Origin of the sequence: Vibrio chemaguriensis (genome assembly GCF_012275705.1) — a bacterium.
GTDB classification, from domain to species: domain Bacteria; phylum Pseudomonadota; class Gammaproteobacteria; order Enterobacterales; family Vibrionaceae; genus Vibrio; species Vibrio diabolicus.
This window is the reverse complement of record NZ_SHOE01000001.1, coordinates 1-26730: the sequence shown is the minus strand read 5'-3', so window position 1 is coordinate 26730 and position 26730 is coordinate 1. Positions and strand designations below refer to the sequence as shown.

Sequence of the window (26730 nt, the reverse complement as noted above, 5' to 3'; positions counted from 1 at the left end):
AAACAAGTGATTTACAAGTTTGTAAATACATGGTGCCGAGAGAGGGACTCGAACCCTCACACCTAAGGCACTAGCACCTCATGCTAGCGTGTCTACCAATTTCACCATCTCGGCATCAAAACCTTACAGCTTATTGAGGAATTTCATCACCCGCAGGGGCTGGAACTTCACTCGCTGCATCCTTAACTTGTTCGACAACTGGTTGACCTAATGTTGGGTCTACCCATTGTGATTCAGTCTGGTGCGTAGACATACGACCAAGCAACAAGCTAACGATAAAGAATACGGTTGCTAAAATAGCAGTTGTTCGGGTTAAGAAATTACCTGAGCCGCCAGCACCAAACACTGTGTTTGAAGCACCAGCACCGAACGAGGCTCCCATATCTGCGCCTTTACCTTGTTGAATCAACACAAGGCCAATCACACCAAGCGCTGCCAACAGGTAAATCACAAGTAGAACTGAAAACATTTTTTCCACCTATGTTCCAAATTGTTGAGCCAGCGCCGTTCAAGAGAATAAATCATAATTGAACAAGGCTAGCGACCTCCTAACGGGAGGCGGAGCAATACTAGCGAAAGCCGGTAACGCTGACAAGGGAAAATTAGTAAAAAATCAATGCCAATGCGCTAAGCGCTCAAAAAAAGGGCAAAAGATGCCCTTTTCATTCACCGCACACTTTAACGCAATGATTAACAACTTGCTTTTACAGCTTCGGCAATTTTCAGTGCAGAGCTTTGAACTAGCTCGCCATCCTCACCTTCCACCATAACGCGAATCAAAGGCTCTGTGCCAGATTTACGCAGCAATACACGTCCTTTATCACCCAGCGTCGCTTCTACTTCGGCAACGGCGTTTAGTACTGCTTGAGCTTCAAGAGGATTACTTTCCCCTGCAAAGCGGACATTTTCTAGAACCTGAGGATACAACGTCATGCCTTGCGATAGCTCATGCAAAGACATATCACTGCCAACTACAGAAGCAAGTACTTGCAGTGCTGCAACAATCGCATCGCCCGTGGTGACTTTATCTAATAAGATCACATGGCCTGAGTTTTCAGCACCAATTTTCCAGCCTTTTTCTAGCAGTTGTTCCATGACATAACGGTCACCAACAGCGGCACGTACGAATGGAATGCCTAGCTGCTTTAAGCCATTTTCCATGCCCAAGTTAGTCATCAACGTACCAACGACACCACCCTTTAGCTCGCCACGACGAAGAGCATCACGAGCAATAATGTAAGCAATTTGGTCGCCATCGACTTTGTTGCCAAGGTGGTCGACCATAATGATACGGTCACCATCACCATCAAATGCTAAACCAAGGTGTGCTTGCTCTTCAACGACACGCTTTTGAAGCGCACGAACATCTGTTGCGCCCACTTCTTCATTAATGTTGATGCCGTTAGGCTCTACGCCCATTGCAATAACTTCTGCGCCAAGCTCTTTGAAGACATTTGGAGCAATGTGGTACGTTGCACCGTGCGCACAATCTACCACGATTTTAAAGTTTGCAAGACTCAATTCAGATGGGAAAGTACTCTTACAGAATTCGATGTAACGGCCTGCAGCGTCATTTAGACGAGTGGCTTTACCAAGTTCTGCAGACTCAACACATTCAATGTCTTTATCCAGCTCAGCTTCAATCGCCAACTCGATATCGTCAGGTAGCTTAGTACCTTCAGAAGAAAAGAATTTAATGCCGTTGTCGTAATATGGGTTATGCGATGCAGAAATCACAATCCCCGCCTCTGCGCGGAAAGTTTGAGTTAAATATGCCACTGCTGGGGTTGGCATTGGACCAGTAAATGTTGCTTTAAGTCCCGCTGCAGCAAGGCCTGCTTCTAATGCAGATTCAAGCATATAACCGGAGATACGCGTATCTTTACCTATAATAACTTTCTTTGTGCCTTGTTTTGCTAGTACACGACCAGCAGCCCAGCCAAGCTTAAGTACGAAGTCCGGAGTGATTGGGTATTGCCCTACTTTACCGCGCACACCGTCGGTACCAAAGTAACGTCTTTTATTCGACATAAACTTTCCTTTATTATTTTTAAATATTGTTTTTCGTCATCTCAACAACTTTCATTGCTTCGATTGTCTCTTCAAAGTCATGCACACGAATGATCTGCGCGCCTTTCATTGCTGCAATCGTAGCGCAAACGACACTCGCATTTGTACATTCAGCCGCAGGCTTATCCAACAATTTAAAAATCATTGATTTACGAGACATGCCAGCCAAAATTGGCAGGCCGAATTCATGAAACTTTTCAAGATGAGCGAGCATATGATAATTGTGTTCTATCGTTTTGCCAAAGCCAAATCCAGGATCGAGAATCAGTTGAGATTTATCAATCCCTGCTGCTTCACATGCCGCGATACGTTCTTCTAGAAAGGCAGATACGTCGCTCATCACATCATCATAATGAGGTGCAACTTGCATGGTTCTAGGTTGACCTTTCATATGCATCAGACAAATTGGAAGCTTTGCTTCTGCTGCGACTTCGAGAGCACCAGGTTCTTGCAAAGATCGAATGTCATTGATCAAATCTGCACCAGCATCAATAGCTTGACGCATAACTTCCGCTTTACTGGTATCGACCGAAATCCACACATCGTACTTTTCACGAATGGCCTTGATTACTGGGACAACACGTCGAAGTTCTTCTTCTAAAGACACATCTGGCGCGCCAGGCCTTGTCGACTCCCCACCAACATCAACAATGCTTACACCAGCCTTTATCATTTTATCAACTTGAGCAAGGGCGAGTTCAATCGAGTTGTATTTACCACCATCCGAAAAGGAATCCGGAGTCACATTTAGAATGGCCATAACATGTGGACGGGAAAGATCTAAAGATTTGTTATTTGCTGTAATCATCATCATAAACACAAAAACCCCGAGATAACTCGGGGTTTATTATTATCAACACTCTTTATTCAGAGTCTTTCTTTTCAGGCGCTTCGCTAGAAGTCGCTTCTGGAGAGCTAGACTTTTCTGCATCTTTCGCAGCGTCCGTTGCTTCTTCTTTAACTTCTGGCTTTGCTTGAGACTTCTCGCTGTCTTCAGGTTTGCTAGTTGAGTTATCACTCCAACCCGCAGGCTCACGAATTTCAGCTTTGCGCTCCATTAAATCATCAATTTGACGAGCATCAATGGTTTCATACTTCATCAGCGCATCTTTCATCGCATGCATGATATCCATGTTTTCTTGAAGAATCTTCTTCGCACGGTCATAGTTGCGGTCAATGATCTGACGAACTTCATCATCAATCAGCTTCGCCGTATCATCAGATACATGCTTAGTCTGAGTCACGCTACGACCAAGGAACACCTCACCTTCATCTTCTGCATACAGTAGAGGACCAAGCTTTTCAGAGAAACCCCATTGAGTAACCATCTTACGAGCAATATCAGTTGCACGTTCAATATCGTTTGACGCGCCTGTTGAGACTTTATCAGCACCGTAGATAAGCTCTTCCGCTAGACGACCACCGTACAAGCTAGAGATCATAGACTCTAGATGCTGGCGAGACATGCTGACACGGTCTTGCTCTGGTAGGTACATAGTCACACCCAACGCGCGACCGCGTGGAATGATCGACACTTTGTACACTGGATCGTGCTCAGGTACTAAACGACCAACAATTGCGTGACCTGCTTCGTGATAAGCCGTTGACTCTTTTGTCTCTTCAGACATCACCATTGAACGGCGCTCGGCACCCATCATGATTTTGTCTTTCGCTAATTCGAATTCAACCATAGAAACGTTACGCTTGTTACCACGCGCAGCAAATAGCGCCGCTTCGTTGACTAGGTTTGCTAAATCAGCACCAGAGAAGCCTGGTGTACCACGAGCGATTAGAGAAGGCTCTACGTCACCTGCTAGAGGGACTTTACGCATGTGTACTTTTAGAATCTGCTCACGACCACGTACATCTGGCAATCCAACCACTACTTGGCGGTCAAAACGACCAGGACGTAGCAACGCTGGGTCAAGAACGTCTGGACGGTTAGTTGCAGCGATTACGATGATACCTTCGTTACCTTCGAAACCATCCATCTCTACTAGCATTTGGTTTAGTGTTTGCTCACGTTCATCGTGACCACCACCGACACCAGCACCACGCTGACGACCTACCGCATCGATTTCATCGATGAAGATAATACAAGGCGCTGCTTTCTTAGCTTGTTCGAACATGTCACGTACACGAGATGCACCGACACCCACAAACATTTCTACGAAATCTGAACCCGAGATGGTAAAAAACGGTACTTTTGCTTCACCAGCAATGGCTTTCGCTAGAAGCGTTTTACCAGTACCAGGAGGACCAACCATTAACACACCAGTAGGAATCTTACCGCCCAGTTTTTGGAAGCGGCTTGGATCGCGCAAGTAGTCCACCAGCTCTTTCACATCTTCTTTTGCTTCGTCACAACCAGCGACGTCAGCAAAAGTTGTCTTGATTTGTTCTTCGCTCATCATTCGAGCTTTGCTCTTACCAAAAGACATGGCGCCTTTACCGCCGCCGCCTTGCATTTGACGCATGAAGAAAATCCATACACCAATCAGTAAGATCATTGGGAACCAAGAAATGAAAATAGTACCAAGCAAGCTTTGCTCTTCTGGAGGCGTGCCCTGTACTTTCACGTTTTGGTTAATTAGGTCATCTAGAAGCTTTTGGTCATACACTGGCATGTAAGTGACCATTTTGGCACCGCCGCCACGACGAACAAAGCTAATTTCACCGTCTTTAAAAGTTGCTTCTTGAATCTGGCCTTGGCCAACTTCCTGTACAAACGTGGTGTAATCCACGGTTCTGCCATTGCTTTCTCCAGGGCCAAAGCTCTGGAATACCGACATCAATACGACGGCGATAACAAGCCACAGAATTAAATTTTTTGCCATGTCACTCAAGGTGTAAGCCTCTCGATAACTAATTGTAATTAAAGGTAGGGTACTACAGTTCATTCACTGTAGCTATAGTGTTAACACGCTCTCAAGAGAGCAAAATGGTTAACCTTTGTAACCAGTGGCTACAACAAAGACTTCTCGAGAGCGAGCTCGCGATGAGTCTGGTTTTCTAATTTTTACGGCTTTAAACATGTCTCGGACTTCTTTCACATACTGATCGAAGCCTTCCCCCTGGAAAACCTTTACGACAAAGCTACCATTAGGCGCTAGAACTTGTCGACACATATCTAAAGCCAATTCAACTAAATACATAGCACGAGGTTGGTCAACAGAGTTATTTCCCGCAATATTAGGTGCCATGTCAGACATTACTACGTCTACCATTGAAGGTTGGATTCTTTCTAGCAAAGCTTCCAATACTGCATCATCGCGAAAGTCGCCTTGTAAAAAGCTGACACCCGCAATCGGGTCCATAGGAAGCAAATCACACGCAATGATCTGACCACTGTCTCCTACTATCTTAGCAGCATATTGAGACCACCCGCCCGGTGCCGCACCCAAATCGACGACTGTCATCCCAGGCTTTAACAATTTATCTTTCGTTTGAATCTCATCGATCTTGAAATAAGCACGTGAGCGATAGCCTTTTTTACGAGCCTCATTCGCGTATTTATCATCAAAGTGTTCTTTCAACCAACGACCAGAACTAGCCGAATGTTTTTGTTTACTCATTTTAATCCCAACAAGGCGCAAATTGGAGCTATTGTTTTAATAGGCGCTACCTATTACTCAATAAATTATAGTCTTCAGCAATAGATGGCGTTAAAATAGCTTTTTTCAACCCTTATTTTAAAGAAAATTGGCCGCGTAATGAACCTAAGCACCAAACAAAAGCAGCACCTTAAAGGCCTAGCTCACAGTTTAAAACCTGTCGTGCTAATGGGCGCAAATGGACTTACAGAAGCCGTGCTAGCAGAAATTGAAATCGCTCTTAACCATCACGAACTGATCAAAGTAAAAGTTGCTTCAGAAGATCGTGAAACAAAACAGCTAATCATCGACGCTATCGTACGTGAGACGGGCGCAGAAAAAGTTCAGACTATTGGTAAAGTGCTTGTGCTGTACCGCCAGTCTGAAGAGCGTAAAATCGAAATCCCTCGTAAGTAATTCTACTTACGTTGCTGAAGAAAAAAGGTCGCCATTGGCGACCTTTTTGCGTTTTATTGGAGTAACAGACTACTCTCAACGACTTAGATGTACTCTACTCGATCGATTTCGAAGTCTTTCGCGCCACCCGGAGTTTGAATAGCAACCTCATCGCCTTCCATCTTACCGATCAAGCCACGAGCAATTGGTGAGCTTACTGAAATACGGCCAGCTTTAATGTCTGCTTCGTCATCACCAACAATTTGGTATGTTTTTTCTTCTTCGGTGTCGATGTCAATCAAGGTTACGGTTGAACCAAAAATAACTTTACCCGTGTTCTCCATCTTCGTTACATCAATTACTTGAGCAACTGACAGTTTGTATTCAATGTCACGGATTTGTGCTTCACAGATACCCTGCTCTTCTCGAGCGGCGTGATATTCTGCGTTCTCTTTTAAATCACCTAACTCACGAGCTTCAGCGATTGCCTCTGAAATTTGAGGACGTAGTTTAAGTAGACGATCGAGTTCTGCACGTAGCTTTTGCTCGCCACGTAGTGTCATTGGAACTTTTTCCATTTTATAACCTCAAGCCCAAATGGGTCTTTGGACAAAAAAAAGCCCACCCTGCCATAGGGCTGGGTAGTGCGCTTAAAGATGTATTTCATTTAGTGTAAACAAACTCCCGGACGAAATCATCTTAATTCGAAACGCTGTAAGACTATGCCCTTTCGGCATAATGATATAAGTCACTTTTAGAACGATTGTAGAGTGCATCACTGTCGCAATTTGTTGAAAAACAACACTGTTCATTACACCAAAAACATCAAAAAAGATAAAAACTAATCAATGTCAGACGAATGTTATAGCCACAAAATCCCATTTAAAACAAAAAGTTAAATCAAAAACCAGACCAATCGAACAGTGTTCATCGATACGATTTATATCATTTTACTAACTCATACGGAAACTTTAGCAGTAAAACATGTCCAGCGAGTTGTTAGATCAAAGGCTTACAAGGGCGAATTATACCGCTCATTGGCCGATTATAGACCAACAACTTGTGAGAGATTACCTCTCCCCCATACAACAATGATTATGGACAGCTAACTAGGACAAATAAGATGAAAAAGACTCTAATTGCTCTTTCTGTATCTGCAGCAGCTATGGCAACTGGCGTAAACGCAGCTGAACTTTACAACCAAGACGGCACTTCTCTAGAAATGGGCGGCCGTGCTGAAGCACGTCTATCTATGAAAGATGGCGACGCTCAAGACAAATCTCGCATCCGTCTAAACTTCCTTGGTAAACAAGAGATCAATGACAACCTATACGGTGTTGGTTTCTGGGAAGGTGAATTTGAGACTGCTCAAAACGGTACTGTAGACGGCGACGACAAGAGCGATCTAGAAACTCGTCTTGCTTACGCTGGTCTTGGCGGTGCTTACGGTGAGTTCGCATACGGTAAAACTGAAGGTGCACTAGGCGTTATCACTGACTTCACAGATATCATGGCTTACCACGGTAACTCTGCAGCAGACAAACTAGCTGTAGCAGACCGTACAGACAACATGATGGCTTACAAAGGTCAATTCGAAAACCTAAGTGTTAAAGCAAGCTACCGCTTCGCTGATCGTATGGAAAACAAAAACACTGGTGAGTACTACGACAACAAACAAGACGGTTACTCTCTATCTGCAATCTACGCTCTAGCTGACACTGGTCTTGAGCTAGGTGCTGGTTACGCAGATCAAGACGAAGCTAACGAGTACATGCTAGCTGCATCTTACACAATGTCTGATCTTTACTTCGCTGGTGTATTCACTGACGGCGAGAAAATGGAAGACTCAAACAACCGTAACACAGTTGATTACACTGGTTACGAGCTAGCGGGTGCTTACACTCTAGGCCAAACGGTATTTACAACAACGTACAACAATGCAGAAACTAACAACGAAACTTCTGCAAACAACTTCGCTGTTGATGCTTCTTACTACTTCAAGCCTAACTTCCGTGGTTACATTTCTTACAACTTCAACCTGATTGACGCAGGTGACAAGTTTGGTTCAACTGACACGAACAAAACAGTTGCAACTAAGATCGATGCTGAAGACGAGCTAGCTCTAGGTCTACGTTACGACTTCTAATTCCGGTCTTTGACTAGAATATCGAATGCCCGCTACAAGCGGGCATTTTTTATACTCCATTTTAAGCCGCGCGCCTTTCTCTCATGTCTCATTCCTGATGACATATAAAGCATTTCTTTAGTTACCTAGCATATTGAAAGGACTTGCGTATACTCAATCACATAACTCACCTTAGAAAGTATCATTATGCGTTTACGTTGGCCCTTGCTCATATTCTCTTCATTACTTTCTGCTTTTTCACAAGCGTACCCTCATCAAGAAGTGTTGCCGGAAGGCTCTCGCATCAGTTTAGTCGCGGAAAAACTCAGTGAGAATGCTGAACTTGACGGTGTTCATCCTACCGAACAACTGTTCCCACCAGCCAGTACATTAAAAATCGTCACAGCATTAGCGGCAAAGTTAGAGCTGGGTGATAACTTCCGCTTTCGAACCAAGCTAGAAGCGTCGAGCTCAGACGCAGTGATTTACTTTGTCGGCGATCCAACGCTCCAAACCAACGATTTAAAATCACTTCTTACCCTAGCCAAGAAAAATGGCTTAAAACGTATTGACGGTGACTTATGGCTCGATAACAGCGCATTCACTGGTTACAACCGTGCAGTGGGCTGGCCGTGGGATATCTTGGGAGTTTGCTACAGCGCTCCGGCATCGACCATCACACTCAATAACAACTGCGTGCAGGCTTCTATCTATACGCAAAAAGACGGTGGGACTCGAGTCTACGTACCTGAGCATCAACCTATTCGTGTAACAAGTACTGTCGAGACCGTTTCTAAAACGATTAAGAAAAGTCGTCATTGCGATTTAGGCTTAGTCGCAAACCCTGATAACAACTACAAGCTAACTGGATGCTTAGTTGAGAGGGAGAAACCATTGCCACTTAAATTTGCCGTTCAAGATCCCGAACTTTATACCAGCCATAGATTGGCAGCTTTGCTTAAGCAGCTCAATATTGAGTTATCAGGAAAGATTAGGATCGGTTCGGCTCCGGAAAAACAGCGCAAGCTAATCGCCATGCATCAATCAGAGGCATTACCAGACATTCTGGAAGAGATGCTTAAAAACTCTGATAACTTGATTGCAGATACATTAACCAAAACACTTGGCGCTAAGTTTTTTGTTCAGTCAGGTAGCTTTGCCAACGGTACAGAGGCGATCAAGCAGATCATTTTCGCCAATACTGGTATTGATATTCGTAATGCGCGCCTAGAAGACGGCTCAGGACTTTCGCGAAACAATCGTATCTCCGCCACCAAAATGGCGGAAATTCTTCGTTATATTTGGAAGCACGAAGACGAGCTTAAACTGATCGCCATCATGCCGAAGTCAGGTGAGTCAGGCACACTAAAGTACCGACAAAGTATGCGAAAGTTGCCAATTAAAGGACAATTGATCGCCAAAAGCGGCTCCCTCTACGGAACTTACAACATGGCCGGATATGGCTTGGATAAAAATGGTCAACCTAATACCGTTTTTGTTCAGTTTGTTTCAGACTACTTCCCAGAAAAAAGGGACGATAACAAACCTGTCATCGCCCCTATTACACATTTTGAGCAGCTTTTTTATAGTGATATTGTGAACTTTAGTCAGGCGATACCCAAGAAATAGTTCACCACATTAAAGTATATCCACATCCCTGAAATATCGACGATAGATGCAAGCACTGGACTCACCAATACCGCTGGGTCCATCTTGCAAGCTCGTGCAATAATTGGTAGCAGTCCACCTAATGTTGTAGAAATTGTTACTTGGATGAATAACGCAACCGCTATTGCCAATGCGATATCGGTAAGTTCAAAGCCCCCTGTTGATTGACCGGCACTAAATAACATAATGCGTCCAATCATCACGATAGCGATAGCTAACGCAATAAATAGAGCAACGCGGCTCTCTTTCCACAAAACTTCTAGCCATTGGCGTTTCTTTAGCTCCCCAGTTGCAAGAGCACGAATCACCAAAGTTGCAGCTTGTGTTCCTGTATTACCACCAGCCGCAGCGATCACAGGCATGTACACCGCAAGCAAAACGAGCTGGCTAAGGGTGTCCTCATACTGAGCAATGATCAAACCCGACACAATCCCCAAAAGTGCCAGTGCAATGATCCACCCAATACGCTGCTTCACGTGCCCCAAAACACTAGTCGATAAATAACCATCAGGTGTATCAACTTCAGACATATGCAAACCCAATTGGTGAGCATAATGACGTGCGCGTTTGTCATGGCCTGCTTGCTCAAGTTGAGCAATAAGACTATTCACATAACCGACAGAGCAATGCTGTAAAATACCTACCGCCTCATCAATCGGCATGATCGTAAGCAAATGGACTTGTTGCTCTTGCTCATACTGCAAAAATGCATTGCGAGCTGCACCAATTTCTACCTCAGAAAAGTTTGGTGTTGTTTCAATAAAAGTGTTGTTCATTACCGTCATGGCGAATCTCCCGATTGGCATTGGTAACGACCATCGACAAGGCACGCAAAGTCAATCTTGCATACTTAAAGTCATACAACAATTAAGATGCACAGAGAAGACCAATGCGGATGCACTGTCTATTCAGAATGTATGAAGGAAATAACGAGAAGAAAATTAGAAAAGATGCCTCACCACTTAGGTAAGGCGGAGATCGCCAATACCGAAGCGGGTTATTTCGCTCCCTTGCTCTTACTCACCCAACGACTGGGAGGATGGTCGGTATTGTTCATGTAAATCTCCGATAACGCTGCCATTATTGGCAGCGTGAGTATAGTAGCAAAGTTCAACATGTTTGGAAGTTTTACTTTGTCTTTTTCGCTAAATTTTTATACAAAAAAAGCGCCCATCAGGCGCTTTCATTTGCAGCGATTATTGATTACTGAATAGTAATACGTGCAAATTTACGTTTGCCTACTTGGAACACGTAAGTACCCGCTTCTGGAGCAAATTTGCTGTCCGCAATTTTTTCACCATCCATCTTCACAGCGCCCTGCTTAACCATACGCATCGCATCTGACGATGATGAGCATAAGCCAGCTTCTTTCAACAGATTGCTCACTGGGCGACCTGCATCAAAATCAAATTCTGGCATTTCATCTGGAATTTGGTTCTTCGCAAAACGGTTTACGAATTCTTGCTCTGCCGCATCCGCATCAGCTTCACTGTGGAAACGAGCAATAATTTCTTTTGCTAGCAATACTTTGATGTCACGAGGGTTTTTGCCCGCTTCTACATCAGCTTTGAATTGAGCAATCTCTTCCAGAGGACGGAAAGATAGCAGCTCGTAGTAGCTCCACATTAGGTCATCAGAAATAGACATGATTTTACCAAACATTTCGCTTGGCGCTTCGCTGATACCGATGTAGTTGTTTGCTGACTTAGACATCTTCTTCTCGCCATCAAGGCCCACTAGAAGAGGCATCATAAGTACAACCTGTGGTTTTTGACCGTGAGACTTTTGCAGTTCACGACCCATTAGCAGGTTGAACTTCTGGTCAGTACCACCAAGCTCAACGTCAGTTTCCATTGCTACTGAGTCCCAACCTTGTAGAAGTGGGTACATGAACTCATGAATAGCAATTGGCTGACCACCCGCGTAACGCTTTTTAAAGTCATCACGCTCTAGCATACGAGCAACGGTTTGGTTTGCAGCAAGACGAATCATACCTTCTGCACCAAGCTCAGATAACCACTCAGAGTTGAACTGAATCTTAGTTTTTGCAGGGTCTAGAATTTTGAATACCTGCTCTTTGTAAGTTTCTGCATTACGCAATACGTCTTCGCGGCTTAGCGGTGGACGTGTTGTGTTTTTACCTGTTGGGTCACCAACCATTGCAGTGAAGTCACCAATTAGGAACGTCACCTCATGACCTAGCTCTTGGAACAAGCGAAGCTTATTGAAAATAACCGTATGACCTAGGTGAATATCTGGAGCCGTAGGATCCGCACCCAATTTAATACGTAGAGGACGGTCTTCTTTTAGTTTTGCGATAAGCTCTTCTTCTGGAATCAGCTCTTCAACACCGCGCTTAATCTCGGCTAGTGCAGCTTCAATGCTCGCCATTCTTGTTCACTCCCACAGATTTGGCAAAAATATAATAGCTGAACATATTACTTGAATAGCGATGCATTTTGAAACACGTTAGACTAGGTAGTTGTCAATTTTTCCGTTTAATTTAGCAATCAAGTACCTCATGCATTCGATTTTTGTCCGACTACCACTCTTGCACAAAGTATTGATCGGTTTTTTTAGTGCGCTGATTATCTTCGCGCTCTTCTTTTTACCTGATCCGCAAGACCTAGACCCGCAGCAGAGCCGATTAAAAGTTGGTCAACATTATCCTGTGCCAGTTTCCCTAGAACTCAGTGCACTAAACAGTTCGTCTCCAGCGTCCTCCGCTGTACTGCGTTGGGAAACGTACAAAGTGAAAAATGGTGAGAGTGCCGCCATCTTGTTTAGTCGCGTGGGGCTTTCTGCCCGCCTATTGCATGAGCTTGTCTCATCAGACAAAGAAGTGGAAAAGCAATTAACCCGGCTTCGACCTGGCGATCGATTGCAATTCGGTTTTGATGAAAACAACGACTTAGTACAGTTAAGAAGAACATTAAGCGCATTCGAAACTTTTCGTATCACGTTAAAAGACGGCAAATACGTCTCAGAAGTCGATAAAAAAGAAGTCGACTTCCAGTACAACTACGCTGAAGCCACCATCAAATCAAACTTTTGGAATGCGGGAATCTCTTCAGGATTAAATGGCAACCAAATCATGGAACTGGCCGGCATATTTGGCTGGGATATCGACTTTGCTTTAGATATTCGTAAAAACGACAGCTTCCGAGTGCTTTACCAAGAGGAAGTGGTAGAAGGTGAAGTGATTGGACGCGGAAAAATCATTGCTGCGATCTTTAAAAACCAAGGCGATACCTTTACCGCAATACTGGATCAGAAAAGTGGCAAGTATTACGACGAAAATGGGCGTGCAATGAAAAAAGCATTCTTACGCGCGCCGTTGGATTTCCGTCGAGTTTCGTCTAACTTCAACCCACGCCGCTTACATCCAGTGACGGGACGCGTTCGCCCTCATAGAGGCACGGACTATGCGGCACCAGTCGGCACCCCGATTTGGGCGGCAGGCGATGGTGTCGTTCAAAAATCGTCTTACAACAAATTTAATGGTAACTACGTTTTCATTAAACATAGCAATACTTACATTACCAAGTACCTGCACTTAACCAAACGTACGGTACGAGCGGGTCAACGCGTTAAACAAGGTCAAACCATTGGTACGCTTGGCGGAACAGGTCGTGTAACAGGCCCTCACTTGCACTATGAGTTCCTTGTGAATGGTGTCCACAAAAACCCGCGTACGGTGAATTTGCCACAGTCTAAATCCCTAACAGGCAAAGCGAGACAAACTTTCATGGCAAACGCAAAAATTAGCATGGACAAGCTTGAGCGCTACAGCAAACTGTTAGCAATGAAGTAAATTGATGCATTGAAAAGGGCAGCTCAGCTGCCCTTTTTGTTTCTTTAATATCATCACGATGAAGCTTACTTTTCGGAGTGATGCTCTCTCCCGAGCATGAGCAAGCATGGTGTCAGAACCAGTGTTAGCAAAGTCGCAAACGCCAATCCACCCGCGACAGCCGTCGCAAGTTGAGACCACCATTGAGTGCTTGGCGCGCCAAATTCCACTTTCTGGTTAACTAAGTCGATGTTCATTTCTAACACCATTGGCAATAAGCCTAATATGGTGGTCACCGTCGTGAGTAAAACGGGTCTTAAACGCTGCACACCTGTGCGCAAAATAGCCTCAGATTTCTCTAAGCCACGTTTACGCATCTGATTATAAGTATCGATTAATACGATGTTGTTATTCACAACAATACCTGCAAGCGCAATCACCCCTATTCCCGACATGATGATGCCAAATGGCTTTTGGAAAATAAGCAATCCAGCAAAGACCCCAACGGTAGAAAACAACACAGCACTGAGGATTAAGAAAGCTTGATAAAAGCTATTAAACTGCGTAATTAAAATCAGAGCCATCACACCAAGCGCGACAATAAAAGCATTTTGTAAGAATGCTGATGAGTTTTCCTGCTCTTCATTTTGACCCCTAATCTTATATTCAATGCCTTCCGGTAAGTCGAGCTGTTCCATTCCAGCGGCAATCTTCGGTAGCTCAAGCGCCAAATTGTAACCTTCCACCATGTCTGCTTTGATATTGATAACTCGATGGCCGTCTACACGACGAATGGTATCTTGCTTATGATTTGGCTTAATTTGAGCGAAGTTCGTGATTGGCACCAAACCAGCTGCCGTTTTCACTCTCAGTTGGTCAAATCGACCAATATCGCGCTTATCTTGTGGATAGCGCACCAAAATATCGACTTCTTCATCCGCATCATCGGGCAAATAATCGCCTATTTTCAAACCGTTCGTAACAAACTGGACGGTATTCCCAACTAAGGTAGCATCCGCTGCAAAGCGAGAAGCGTCATCTCGCTGGATATCAATTTGCCAATCAATCCCTTCCTTATTAGTGGTATCACTCAAGTTGGTCAGTGCAGGATTACCATCAGCCCAGTGTCGTACTTTTTTGGCTGCTTCATCTAACGCACTAACACTCAAATTTCGTGATGACACTTCAATCACGAGATCATGCTCGACGGGCGGCCCTGCGTCCGGGAATTTATACTCAAGTTCAACACCATAAAAGCGATCTGTCGTCTCTTTTAGTTCCTCAATAATGGTTTTCACTTTGCGTCGATACTGCCAATCCACAGGAGTTATTTGAATCTGGCCAATCTCGTCCCCATTATCGCTCGATCCTGTGCGCGTGTAGACACTTTCAAACTCGTCATGACCGAGCATCACCTTCTCGATTTCGCGCATAACCACATCTTTTTCGTGAATAGACAGGTCACCATAAGAACGAACTTTAACGGTAAAAAAGGCAGGGTCCACTTCAGGGAAAAACTCTGCACCCAAGCCAGCTTTGTTGTAAGTGAAGCCGACACCTGCCGCTAGCAGTATCGCGCTGAGTAAGACTTTCCATGGATGACGAATCGCTACCGACAGAGTCTGGTAATAAAGCTTGGTAATGCCTGTCGCTTTTTCAAAGTTGCCGTTATGCAGCTCAACCATTTCTCGCTGAGCTTTCTGATTGACTACTTGAGGCTTGCCAATGATCCCACCAATGACAGGAACGAACAGCAACGCCATCATCAGCGAAGCGGCCAAAGTAGCAATTAAAGTTAATGGTAAGTACTTCATGAACTCACCGGTGATGTCAGGCCAGAAAAGCAGCGGAGCAAACGCTGCCAATGTGGTTGCAGTGGATGCGGTAATTGGCCATGCCATCCGCTTTGCTGCATCTCGATAGGCTTCTTTACGTGGCGTACCTTCTTGCATGCGCCTGTCAGCAAACTCTGTCACCACAATGGCACCATCCACCAACATGCCCACCGCCATAATTAAGGCAAACAGTACGACGATATTGACCGTAAGCCCAAATACCGATAACACCAACAACCCAGTCAAGAACGATCCCGGAATAGAAATACCCACGAGAAGCGCGGTCCTAACCCCCAATATAGCAATAATGACGATCACGACGAGGATAATTGCGGATAAGATATTGTTTTGTAGATCACTGAGCATCAATTTGACATCGTCGGATTGATCCCAAGTATATTTGACTTGCAAATTGTCGGGCCACTCGGCGCGCTTCTGACCCTGAGCCAGTACTTCTTTTACCAGCTCAACCGTTTCAATGATGTTTTCCCCTGCCCGTTTTTTTACGTCCAAAACGATGGCAGATTCACCATCTAAACGAGCAAAACTTTCAGGGTCGCGAAATGCACGTCGTACTGTCGCCACATCGCCAAAGGTGATCACCTCTTTGCCATTCACTTTGATTGGCAGCTCAAGCACATCTTTCAGTGAATCAAACACCGATGGGACTTTTACCGAAAAGCGTCCATACCCAGTATCGACAAATCCCGCTGCAACCACTCGGTTATTCAAGGCGATTAAATTATAAATATCCGCTTGATCGAGACCGTAGCTTTCCATCAATAGCGGATCGACAACTATTTCCACGATGTCTTCGCGATCCCCTGCGATTTCAACCTCAAGAACCTGACGGAAACTCTCCAAACGATCACGTAGCGTTCTGGCAATCTGTACAATGGTCCGCTCTGGTACGGTGCCATATAGAACAACAGTCAAAACAGGCTCTTCAGATGCAAACGTGACTTCATTTACCGTTGGCTCATCACTGTCCTCTGGTAATTTTGGCTTCGCAAGGTCAACGGCGTCTCGGACATCTGCCATCGCTTTATCAAGATCCACTCCAACACTAAATTCCAGCGTCACCGAAGCATGACCTTCTGATGCTACAGAGGTCATCTCTTTTACGCCTTCAATAGAGCGCAACTCTTGCTCTATTGGGCGAACTAATAAACGCTCGGCATCGACGGGAGAAATGCCTTGATGTCCAACGGAAACGTAGATAATAGGAATGGTAATATCAGGGCTCGATTCCTTGGGGATCGTGACGTAAGTAATGACACCGGCAATTAAAATCATCACTAATAATGTCAGCATGGTGCGAGCGCGGGATAACGCAGCATCAATCAGAGTGTACATAAGTGCTCCTTACTGCTCACTAGCCGCTTCAACAACTACGTCATCAACTTTGTTGGCCAGTACTTGATCGCCATCGCGTACAAACCCTTGCCCCAGTACGATAATATCGGCTCGCTCTCCTAACCCAGAGAGCCAAACACCATCATCCTCGGCCTTAACGAGCTGAATCGGAACAAATTCAACATGCTCATTACGCAGTGTTTTAACGCCTAAATTACCTTCTTCATCGAGTGCTAGCATTGCAGCCGTAATCTTTACCGCTAACACTTCACTCAACGGCAACTGTACTTCAGCGCTCATACCGGCCGGAATTCTTGCGTCTTGGTTATCAATTTCGATTTCAATTGGAAAGGTGTTAGTAGAAGCAGAAGAAACACGCCCAATGTAACGTACCCGACCTTGATAATGCTGTTGGTTAATGGTTCTTACATCGGCTTGTAGACCTTCCTTAAGGTATTGTATATGCCGCTCACTGACATTAGCTTCAATCACCAAAGTGTCCAAATCAATGACCGTCGCAATAGGATCGCCAATCCCTACAAAGTCGCCTAACTCAACAAAGTGGTGATCAACAATGCCATCGAATGGTGCTTTCACCTCGGTATTTCTTAATGCCGTTTGCACGTTGCTCAAATTCGCTCGAGCATCCACCAATGCCGCTTGTGCTGTCGCAAACGCAACTTCGCCCTGTAGTCCGCGACTTTTTAGCGATTTAGCTGCATTAAACTCTTTCTCTTTAACCAACAGCATCGCCTGAGCCCGCTTGAGCTGAATACCAAGATCGCGCTTGTCGATGCTTGCGATCACTTGCCCCTGCTTGACTGTTTGACCTTTTTCTATATTGAGGCTGACTATTTTACCCGCGACTTCAGCTCCAAGGCGCGCTTGACGATTGGGGGCAGTCCGTCCATACAGTTCGATGGTTTTACTTGTGGGTTCAGCAATAAAAGTGTCGAACATCACCTTTGCAAGTGGCGTGGTGTTCGTTGAAGAGGATGAAGAATTGAGATTATCATCTTGTGCTTTCAGTTGACCGATTGCCAGCCATGCAACAAGAAGCAATATGAGGATAAGAGATACTAGCCACGGGCGCTCGACAATGCGACGTCCGAAAGACGATCCAGACATATAAAGTCCTTTTTATTATTTCTCTGCATATTCTGCGAGAGCGACTTTACGTGACATCCTTCTACGTAAAGTTCAGGCAGCCACTGGCTGCCTGATTAGTGTTAATTACACACTGAACGATGCACCACAACCACATGTTGTCGTTGCATTTGGGTTGTTTACAAAGAAGCGCGCTCCTTCTAACCCTTCTGTGTAGTCAACAATGCCGCCAACGAGATATTGCAGACTCATAGGGTCTACAACCAGTGTTACACCACTGTTTACGATTGTCGTATCGCCTTCGTTTACATTTTCATCAAAAGTAAAGCCGTATTGGAAGCCGCTGCAGCCGCCGCCAGTAATGTATACGCGCAGTTTCAATGCTGGGTTTTCTTCTTCAGCAATCAATGCTTTAACGCGAGATGCTGCTGCGTCAGAAAAAGATAATGGTACGTTTACTTCGCTCACGAAGACCTCTCTCACTCGTGTAATGCGTCAAGCCTTAAGCGAGACGTCAAATTTGTACTAATTGGACACGATTATCCAATACCTGACAAACTCGTTCAAGTATTCGCCGCCGATTCTTTATATTAGTGCGTATATCTAGGGTTTGTTGGCCTTTATATATGATGTTTGTAGCACTTTGTGTTTTTTATACAAAGTAGAGGCTTTGAAATGTAGTGGCTCTACTTGATAAGCCGTTAACGCAGTAGAAAAGCCATCAGTTGATGCTAATACACGGCTAAACAACACATAAATTTAGCAAAAAGTTTCTAACTTGATTATAGCTAGGTACAATGCGTTCCACTTGGTCCGAGCAATCAAAAGAGGATAACCCCATGACCAAATCATCAGAGCTGTATCAAAAAGCTCAGCAAACCATCCCTGGCGGTGTCAATTCACCAGTTCGTGCATTCAACGGCGTTGGCGGCTCTCCGCTATTTATCGAACGAGCAGACGGTCCACTGATTTTTGATGCCGATGGTAAAGCGTACATTGATTACGTTGGCTCTTGGGGTCCAATGATTCTTGGCCACAACCACGCGGTTATCCGCGAAGCCGTCATTGACGCAGCGCAACGCGGCCTTAGCTTCGGCGCACCAACTGAACTTGAAATCGCGATGGCAGAGTTAGTTTCTGAACTTGTTCCATCAATGGAGCAAATTCGCATGGTAAGTTCTGGTACCGAAGCGACTATGAGCGCGATTCGCCTTGCACGTGGCTTCACTGGTCGCGACAAGATCATGAAGTTTGAAGGTTGTTACCATGGTCACGCAGACAGCTTACTAGTCAAAGCGGGCTCTGGTGCACTGACCCTTGGTCAACCAAGCTCTCCTGGCGTTCCTGCAGATTTTGCTAAGCACACGCTAACAGCAACATTCAACGACCTAGATTCTGTACGCGAGCTATTCGCTGCTAACAAAGGCGAAATCGCTTGTATCATCGTTGAGCCAGTTGCAGGCAACATGAACTGTATCCCACCAGTGGAAGGCTTCCACGAAGGTCTACGTGAAATCTGTGATCAAGAAGGCGCCCTACTGATTTTTGATGAAGTAATGACAGGCTTCCGCGTGGCACTTGGTGGCGCACAAGCGCACTACAACATCAAGCCAGACCTAACGACACTGGGTAAAGTGATCGGTGGTGGTATGCCAGTGGGTGCTTTTGGTGGTCGTAAAGAAGTAATGCAATACGTTGCGCCAACGGGTCCGGTTTACCAAGCAGGTACGCTTTCTGGCAACCCTGTCGCAATGGCTGCAGGCTATGCATGTTTGAACCTTCTAAAAGAAGAAGGCAACGAAAAACGCCTAGCTTCAAAAACCAAACAACTAGCAGATGGCTTTAAGTCTCTAGCAGAGAAACACGGTATTCCTCTGGTTGTGAACCAAGTGGGCGGCATGTTTGGCTTCTTCTTCACTGACCAAGAAAAAGTGACTTGCTACGAAGACGTAACGAAGTGCGATGTGGAACGCTTCAAGCGCTTCTTCCACTTAATGCTCAAACACGGTGTCTACCTAGCGCCTTCAGCGTTCGAAGCGAGCTTTACTTCCCTTGCTCACGGTTCAAAAGAAATCGATGCCACGCTAGAAGCGGCTGACCGCTGTTTTGCAACTCTTGCAGAAGAAGCAAAATAATCGCTTAAAAGCTGCGATAACTAATTTAAAAAAGGACCATCACGGTCCTTTTTTATTGCCAATTCAATATAACCAATACTGCTAAAACACCAATAACAATGCCAAACCACGGTATTCGTTTGGCTTTTTTCTCGGTTTGACACTTTTTATCACCGTTGCAACAACCCATAGTTCATCTCTTGATTGATAACCGACTGATTTGTGGTCATTATAACAAGGTATATTGCTCTGCTCTAATTCGGCATTGTCATAAGCTTGAAAGAGTTAAGAGTGCAAAGTAATAAAGGTTCAACGCCATCTTTGAAGGCGCAAACCGTAAACGTCACCTGTAAGTTGGACTAATCTCATGCCAAATAATGTAAAAATAACGTCGAGTCACCGAGTGCTAATGGTCGCTTTACTCGCCGCTGCTTTTGCTTGCTACTTATTGGTTGAGCCATACATCAATTCCATTGTGATGGCTTTTATCATTTCTTTGCTCATGTTTCCGGTACACGAATGGTTTGAGCGAAAAATTCCCAAGCACCCCAATATGGCCGCACTGCTGTCATGTGTCGTCTTGACGTTTATTATCGTTATACCACTGCTATTTGTGTTTGCAGCCATTGTTCAACAAGGCTCTGTTTTTTCACAAAATACGTACAACTGGGTCACGAATGGCGGCATCCAAGATATATTCCAACATCCTTTCGTTATCAAAGGTTTAGCTATAGTTAATGAGTACTTACCTTTCGATAAAATCGAGCCAAAAGCCATTGCGGAAAAAATTGGTCAATTTGCTACATCGTTTGGCTCTAACCTAGTTGCTATCAGCGCCAAGATTTTAGGAGACGCCACCAACTTCCTAATGAACTTCTTCCTGATGCTGTTTGTGCTGTTTTTTCTGCTTCGTGACCACGACAAAATTATCTCTGCGATTCGTCATATTCTGCCACTCTCACGTAGCCAAGAAGACCGCATATTGACAGAGATAGAGCAAGTTTCTAAATCAGCCGTGATGGGCTCATTCATGACAGCGATTGCTCAAGGTCTGGCTGGCGGTATCGGTATGTGGCTTGCTGGCTTCCCGGGGTTATTCTGGGGAACGATGATGGGCTTTGCATCATTCATCCCAGTGGTCGGAACCGCACTAATCTGGATTCCTGCAGCGGCGTACTTGTTCTTAACAGGCGATATGACTTGGGCTATCTTCTTGACGGTGTGGAGTGTGGTCGTCGTTGGTTCTATTGATAACCTATTGCGTCCGCTGCTAATGCAAGGCAGCGCAGGTATGAACACCCTAATGATTTTCTTCTCGTTACTGGGTGGTCTGCACCTGTTTGGATTGATCGGCCTGATTTACGGTCCACTGATTTTTGCCGTGACAATGGTACTGTTTAATATCTACGAAGAAGAATTCAAAGACTTCCTCAACCAGCAAGACAACAGCTAGTCACAGCTTAATCACTTCAAGCTTGGGGCAGATTGTGCGAAAATCTGCCCCAATTATTTCTGATGAACCCAATTTATGTCTGCTTATATCGCTCCTAGCCAAATAGCTCAGCGTCAGCTCGAGTACTTCAACGGAAAACATGTTTTAGTTGCAGGTGAAGTCGAAGATCTCTTTCCACTTGAACTGACCAAACACTGTGAATCTGTGGAAGTCTTCACTTCAAACTACAGCTTCTACCGTCAAATTCGCACTCATAACAAGGTTAAAAGCCATTTTGGTTCTGAGTTTAATACTGAGACACAAGCAGACATGGTGCTTTTGTACTGGCCTAAAGCCAAAGCCGAAGCCGAATACCTTCTGGCGATGTTGATGGCGAAACTAGGCGTGAACACTGAAATTGTAGTGGTTGGCGAAAACCGCTCAGGTGTTAAAAGCATCGAGAAGATGTTCAAAGAGTATGGCCCGGTCAATAAATACGATTCCGCTCGTCGCTGTTCATTTTACTGGGGCACTTGCCTCAATGAACCAAAGCCGTTCAATCAAGCAGACTGGTTTAAAACCTTTACGGTCACACTTGGTGAGCAATCACTGACTGTTAAGAGCTTGCCTGGAGTATTCAGTCATGGCGAATTCGATTTAGGTAGCCGCCTATTACTCGAAACCCTACCTACTCTATCAGGTAAAGTCCTCGACTTTGGATGTGGTGCTGGGGTGTTAGGTGCTTTCATGGCAAAAGCCAATCCGGAAATTGCGATTGAGATGTGTGACATTAACGCGTATGCCATCACATCGAGTCAAGCCACACTAAAAGCCAATGGATTAACCGGCCATGTATTCGCCTCTGATATTTACTCAGACACTGCCGACGATTATCGTTTTATCATCAGTAACCCACCTTTCCACAGTGGTTTGGATACGAACTACAACGCAGCAGAAACACTCTTGGGTCAGGCTCCAAAGTATCTCGATAACCATGGTGAAATGATCATTGTCGCGAATAGCTTCTTAAAATATCCACCAATTATTGAGCGAGCGTTTAATAATTGCGAGACGCTAAATAAGACCAATAAGTTTTCTATCTACTACGCGAAAAAGTCATAATCTTCCCTCGCGCAGGTACAATCCTGCGCGATTTTTTCTCAAAAACTCAACACTCATAAGAAAAACTGCGTCACCCTGCACGCTTTACAACTAACTTTCTTGTCAAAGAAAAAAACTCGTTAATTTTGTTAATTCTATCTAGTTGAACTTCTTATCCGTTTTTAACGAGAACCTCGGCAGCGAAGTACATTTTAGAACTGCCCTTTATGAGTTGTAATCTTATCCATGTTTAAATTCTACAAAAAACAGAAATTTAAGCGCCTTCAGAGTACACTGATGACCGCATTTCTGGTGCTCAGTATCACACCTCTTACTATTACTGCGATCTTTTTCCTACAGTCCCACAGTAAAGATCTGCAAGAACAAAGCACCTCACACTTGTTGTCTGTTCGAGATACAAAACAACAGCAAATTATCGACTACTTTGAGGCGCGGGAAACCGAAGTCATGGGCTTTGTGCGCTCTGAACTGGCTTACGCCAGTGGTGGTCGATTCTACGGTCTCGTCAATGCTTTTAGTCGTTTAGGTAATGACATTGAAGAATCTCGTAAAAATGCCCAACAGCGCTACATTGAAGGCAGCGGAGATCAAATCAAAACGTCAACGTTACCCGAGTCTTCCAACTATGTCGGAAGTGAACGTTACCGACTCTTACATAAACGTTACCACTGGGCCTACTTGGAGCTCCTCAAGCGCTCTGATTTTAATGATATTTTGCTGGTCGATATCAACGGTAATGTCACCTACTCGATCAACAAAGACGATAACTACGGAACAAACTTATTATCAGGCCCCTACAAAGACTCAGCACTTGGCAAAACCTTCAAGCGTCTAGCTGATGACGTCACTGAACGCCGTAAGGTGAATGAAGACTACACCCCTGTGATTGTGTCTGATTTCGAACTGGAAGGTGGTAAACAAGTCGCTTGGTTAGGTGCTCCAATTGTTCAGCAAGGCTACCTACACAGCTATGCCATGTTCCGCTTACCAAATAATGGCATCACGAAGTTAGCCGCAGACGCCAACCGAGAGTCATCCATTAATACCTTACTGGTTGGAAATGATCACCAACCTCGCACAATTAACACCAAGCAAGATGACATTAAGAACAGCTTAGAAGTGATCGATAAAGCACTCTCTGGTGCATTTGGCGTCGGCACTTACACGAACGGTTTAGGTGAAGAGATCATCGCTGCTTATGCACCGATTGAAACGCGTGGTGTTATTTGGGCACTCGTCGTGCAATTACCTGAAAACGAAGCTTTCGCTCGTATTCATCAACTCGAAAAACTGTTTGTTATCGCCATGCTGATCGCCATCATTCTAGTGGTAATCGCTTCCCATTATTTATCAAACTTTATTACTTCTCCGTTGCTGAAGTTAACTTGGGCTGCCGAAAAAGTGTCTGCCGGAGATCTTGATGACACCACCTTTAATACGGTTCGCAAAGATGAAATTGGCCGTCTTGCGCTGAGTTTTGAACGAATGCAACGCTCTATTCGAGAGAAAATTCAAACCATTAAGAAGCAAAATGAAGAGCTCGAGAGCAACATCCAGATCATTCAAAAACAAAATGATGAACTGCAATTGGCCGACAAACTTAAAGATGAGTTCTTAGCCACCACTTCTCATGAACTTCGCACACCATTGCACGGCATGGTCGGAATCGCTGAGACTTTAGCGTCCGGCGCTAACGGTGCTATTCCTGCTAGCCAAAAATATCAGCTTGATATCATCATTAAAAGTGGGCAACGTCTCGCAAACCTTGTTGATGACTTATTGGATTATCATAAAATGCGTTACGGAAGCATGGATATCCAGAAGTCAGCGGTGAGTTTAGCCAGTGCAACGCGACTGGTACTAGAGCTTTCCAGCCATTTACTCGGAAATAAAACCATCCGTATCATCAACCAAGTACCAGCGGATTTGAAAGCGGTGTCTGCCGATCCTCAACGCCTTGAACAAGTGTTATATAACCTGATCGGTAATGCGATTAAGTACACCTCAGAAGGTAAAATCGTTATCTCCGCCAATGTGGTTGATGATCATGTTCGTGTGCAAGTTGTGGATACTGGGCAAGGTATTCCCGCAGAACATCTTGAACATATTTTCGAACCACTTATCCAAGCGGGACAAGACGCAAGTCGCTATCGTCAAGGTGCGGGGCTCGGGCTTTCGATTAGCCGTCAATTGATTGAGTTGATGGGTGGCTCGTTATACGTCAGCAGCCAGCCTATGGTCGGCACCACCTTCAGTTTCACGTTACCACTTGCCAGTGAAGAAGAGATCCAAACAACTCAAACCCTTGCAGCGCACGGACACTTCCAGATTCCTGAAATCGATGTAGAGAACAATGAAGACTTATCACTGCCAGAGAATCCAGACGGCCCGTTACTGTATGTCGCTGACGATGAACCAGTAAACCTGCGTGTGCTTGAGAGCTTCTTACGTTTAGAGGGCTATCGCGTACGTACCGTCTCTGATGGACCAGAAACATTAGCACTCGTTGAGCAGGAAAAACCGGAACTCCTGTTATTGGATATCATGATGCCAGGCATGAGCGGCTATCAAGTCTGCAGTGAATTACGTGAAACTTATGACCATGCCGAGCTACCTATCATTATGCTCACCGCGCTTAGTCAAACAGAAGATCGTGTACGAGGCTTTGAAGCAGGAGCCAACGACTATTTATCTAAGCCATTCAATAAACAAGAGCTAGCTGCGCGCATCCAAGCGCACTTAACGGCAAGCCAAGCTGAAATGCGCCACATGGAGAATAAGATACTTGAATCTGAACTTCGCCAACGAGCGGCTGTAGAGGCAAGCTTATTAGAAACTCAAGGGCGATTGTTGGAACAACTGGAATCGGCTCCTGAAGCGATTATCTGTTTGCGTGAAGATAAGCGTATTCGGTTTGCTAATGAAGCTGCTTGCAAGCTATTCAAGCGTAACTTAGAACAATTAAAACGTTCATCTGCCGATGAGTTGATTGCACCTAAGTATCTGACCGTCAAACAACCTCATTACTGTGGCAAGATTGATATCTATATTGAAGATATTCGTCAAAACATCGAAGCAGACATTCTTAAACTACCTGAAGGCTCAGGCTTAGATGTCATGTATATCTTTAATGTTGGCGGAGGAGCCAATGCCGCTCGCATACACAACCTAGAAACCGCAGTAGAGGTGCTTTCAAGTTATGCTTTTGATGGCGATAAAGACCAGCTGCAGAAGCTGAAAGAACTCGGTGGAGAGTTTACACGCCTTGCAGACAAAGCGCTTGGTAACAAAAAAGACAAACAAGAGCTAATGCGAGAAATTCTGGTCGACGCAATGACACATGCCTTAGAGTATTGGGAGTCAGTCACTGGTGAAAGTAAATTCGCATTTGCCGAACAAAGTGGCTTATGGCGCGTTTATCTTGACCGTAGCACTCTGCAAACACGCACTTTGGATAAATACATGCGTATAGAAACGCTGCCGAAAACGCCACGTTGGAGAACGGTATTGAGCTCGATAGAATTCATCCTTGAACACTGTAAAGAACAGAGTCCTGAGCGTGCGTACATCGAAGCTCAACGAGATAAACTACAGCGACTGTTGACCAGCTAATACCTATCAAAAAAACTAGCCCAGCGCATACGCTGGGCTTTTTACTATCCAAGCCTTCTCTTTCTCTAACGACGAACAATACAGCGACTCTCTACCGTTACCACATTAAAATGCCGAATAAGCCTCTGGACAAAGTTGTCCATGGCAGGCATTCCAAACATACGCTTCTATCGCTCTAACCTGCCCAAATTAGGTTGAGTCGAGCGAATAAAACACTTCATTTTCACAATAAAAAAAGAGCAATAAATGAGAGAAAACTGTCGATAAAAGAGACTATTTTTCAGATAACAAACGGTTTTTAACCAACAATTGACAGAGATTGCGAACTCAATCACAACAGAACGGCAGATTAATTTTTAGCTAATTAATTAACACATTTTCTGCATGCTGTCTCTTATACACATCTCAAAAAAAAAAACAACATACAAGCAACCGCAGTAATATGTATGATGCGAGCGTTATCCGAAATTACTGAGATAAAAGGATGAGTAAACGGCAATGTAAGTC

19 protein-coding genes and 1 tRNA gene are annotated in these 26730 nt (G+C 44.7%); 8 read left to right on the top strand and 12 right to left on the bottom strand.

Annotation, left to right across the window (positions count from 1 at the left end; all coding sequences use genetic code 11):
* Positions 1 to 30: 30 nt before the first annotated feature.
* The 6 genes from EX191_RS00105 to rlmE form a co-directional block, all read right to left on the bottom strand.
* Positions 31 to 114, bottom strand: a tRNA-Leu gene (locus EX191_RS00105).
* A gap of 16 nt (positions 115 to 130) precedes the next feature.
* Complete coding sequence (gene secG / locus EX191_RS00100; RefSeq protein WP_005380080.1) at positions 131 to 469, bottom strand: preprotein translocase subunit SecG; 339 nt, start codon at positions 467 to 469, stop codon at positions 131 to 133.
* Positions 470 to 690: 221 nt separating this feature from the next.
* Positions 691 to 2031, bottom strand: coding sequence for a phosphoglucosamine mutase (gene glmM, locus EX191_RS00095; protein ID WP_005394663.1), 1341 nt, complete (start codon positions 2029 to 2031; stop codon positions 691 to 693).
* A 19-nt stretch (positions 2032 to 2050) separates the two neighbouring features.
* On the bottom strand, positions 2051 to 2881 hold the full coding sequence (folP, locus tag EX191_RS00090; RefSeq protein ID WP_031780413.1) for a dihydropteroate synthase: 831 nt from the start codon (positions 2879 to 2881) through the stop codon (positions 2051 to 2053).
* A gap of 52 nt (positions 2882 to 2933) precedes the next feature.
* Positions 2934 to 4907 (bottom strand): ATP-dependent zinc metalloprotease FtsH, encoded by a 1974-nt coding sequence (gene ftsH, locus EX191_RS00085; protein ID WP_164666318.1) that lies wholly within the window; start codon positions 4905 to 4907, stop codon positions 2934 to 2936.
* A gap of 108 nt (positions 4908 to 5015) precedes the next feature.
* Positions 5016 to 5645 (bottom strand): 23S rRNA (uridine(2552)-2'-O)-methyltransferase RlmE, encoded by a 630-nt coding sequence (rlmE, locus tag EX191_RS00080; protein ID WP_005388985.1) that lies wholly within the window; start codon positions 5643 to 5645, stop codon positions 5016 to 5018.
* 138 nt (positions 5646 to 5783) lie between these two features.
* On the opposite strand from rlmE, the gene yhbY reads away from it, so the two are divergent.
* Positions 5784 to 6080 (top strand): ribosome assembly RNA-binding protein YhbY, encoded by a 297-nt coding sequence (gene yhbY, locus EX191_RS00075; RefSeq protein WP_005380066.1) that lies wholly within the window; start codon positions 5784 to 5786, stop codon positions 6078 to 6080.
* An 83-nt stretch (positions 6081 to 6163) separates the two neighbouring features.
* Here yhbY and greA read toward each other — a convergent pair whose 3' ends face one another.
* A complete protein-coding gene (gene greA, locus EX191_RS00070) occupies positions 6164 to 6637 on the bottom strand; it encodes a transcription elongation factor GreA (RefSeq protein WP_005380065.1) in 474 nt (157 codons plus the stop codon).
* Positions 6638 to 7182: 545 nt separating this feature from the next.
* Here greA and EX191_RS00065 point away from each other — a divergent pair.
* Together EX191_RS00065 and dacB are read left to right on the top strand one after the other, a co-directional pair.
* Positions 7183 to 8205, top strand: coding sequence for a porin (locus EX191_RS00065; protein WP_046875051.1), 1023 nt, complete (start codon positions 7183 to 7185; stop codon positions 8203 to 8205).
* A 186-nt stretch (positions 8206 to 8391) separates the two neighbouring features.
* Positions 8392 to 9813 (top strand): serine-type D-Ala-D-Ala carboxypeptidase, encoded by a 1422-nt coding sequence (dacB, locus tag EX191_RS00060; RefSeq protein ID WP_005394673.1) that lies wholly within the window; start codon positions 8392 to 8394, stop codon positions 9811 to 9813.
* Here the strand turns inward: dacB and EX191_RS00055 are convergent.
* On the bottom strand, positions 9792 to 10637 hold the full coding sequence (locus EX191_RS00055) for a magnesium transporter (protein WP_012841442.1): 846 nt from the start codon (positions 10635 to 10637) through the stop codon (positions 9792 to 9794). The genes dacB and EX191_RS00055 overlap by 22 nt on opposite strands.
* Before the next feature lie 418 nt (positions 10638 to 11055).
* Positions 11056 to 12243: a tyrosine--tRNA ligase gene (gene tyrS, locus EX191_RS00050; protein ID WP_193446943.1), complete on the bottom strand. Its 1188-nt coding sequence runs from the start codon at positions 12241 to 12243 to the stop codon at positions 11056 to 11058.
* A 130-nt stretch (positions 12244 to 12373) separates the two neighbouring features.
* Here tyrS and EX191_RS00045 point away from each other — a divergent pair, with 130 nt between their 5' ends.
* The gene (locus tag EX191_RS00045) at positions 12374 to 13666 is read left to right on the top strand and encodes a peptidoglycan DD-endopeptidase ShyC (protein WP_065645536.1); all 1293 of its coding nucleotides are present in this window, start codon (positions 12374 to 12376) and stop codon (positions 13664 to 13666) included.
* Positions 13667 to 13731: 65 nt separating this feature from the next.
* On the opposite strand, the gene vmeK is transcribed toward EX191_RS00045, so the two are convergent.
* From vmeK to erpA, 3 genes are all read right to left on the bottom strand, one after another.
* On the bottom strand, positions 13732 to 16836 hold the full coding sequence (gene vmeK / locus EX191_RS00040) for a multidrug efflux RND transporter permease subunit VmeK (protein ID WP_193446942.1): 3105 nt from the start codon (positions 16834 to 16836) through the stop codon (positions 13732 to 13734).
* A gap of 9 nt (positions 16837 to 16845) precedes the next feature.
* Positions 16846 to 17964 (bottom strand): efflux RND transporter periplasmic adaptor subunit, encoded by a 1119-nt coding sequence (locus EX191_RS00035; RefSeq protein WP_193446941.1) that lies wholly within the window; start codon positions 17962 to 17964, stop codon positions 16846 to 16848.
* Positions 17965 to 18069: 105 nt separating this feature from the next.
* On the bottom strand, positions 18070 to 18411 hold the full coding sequence (gene erpA, locus EX191_RS00030; RefSeq protein WP_005380031.1) for an iron-sulfur cluster insertion protein ErpA: 342 nt from the start codon (positions 18409 to 18411) through the stop codon (positions 18070 to 18072).
* Between the two features lie 371 nt (positions 18412 to 18782).
* Here erpA and hemL point away from each other — a divergent pair, with 371 nt between their 5' ends.
* The 4 genes from hemL (at position 18783) to EX191_RS00010 (ending at position 26223) form a co-directional block, all read left to right on the top strand.
* A complete protein-coding gene (hemL, locus tag EX191_RS00025) occupies positions 18783 to 20078 on the top strand; it encodes a glutamate-1-semialdehyde 2,1-aminomutase (protein ID WP_012841437.1) in 1296 nt (431 codons plus the stop codon).
* Between the two features lie 346 nt (positions 20079 to 20424).
* Complete coding sequence (locus EX191_RS00020) at positions 20425 to 21510, top strand: AI-2E family transporter (protein WP_048625951.1); 1086 nt, start codon at positions 20425 to 20427, stop codon at positions 21508 to 21510.
* Between the two features lie 75 nt (positions 21511 to 21585).
* Positions 21586 to 22611 carry a 16S rRNA (guanine(1207)-N(2))-methyltransferase RsmC gene (gene rsmC, locus EX191_RS00015; protein WP_193446940.1) on the top strand — a complete coding sequence of 342 codons (1026 nt, stop codon included), beginning with the start codon at positions 21586 to 21588 and terminating at the stop codon, positions 22609 to 22611.
* 225 nt (positions 22612 to 22836) lie between these two features.
* Entirely contained in the window at positions 22837 to 26223 is a 3387-nt protein-coding gene (locus EX191_RS00010) for a hybrid sensor histidine kinase/response regulator (protein ID WP_048625952.1), read from the top strand.
* Positions 26224 to 26730 lie beyond the last annotated feature (507 nt).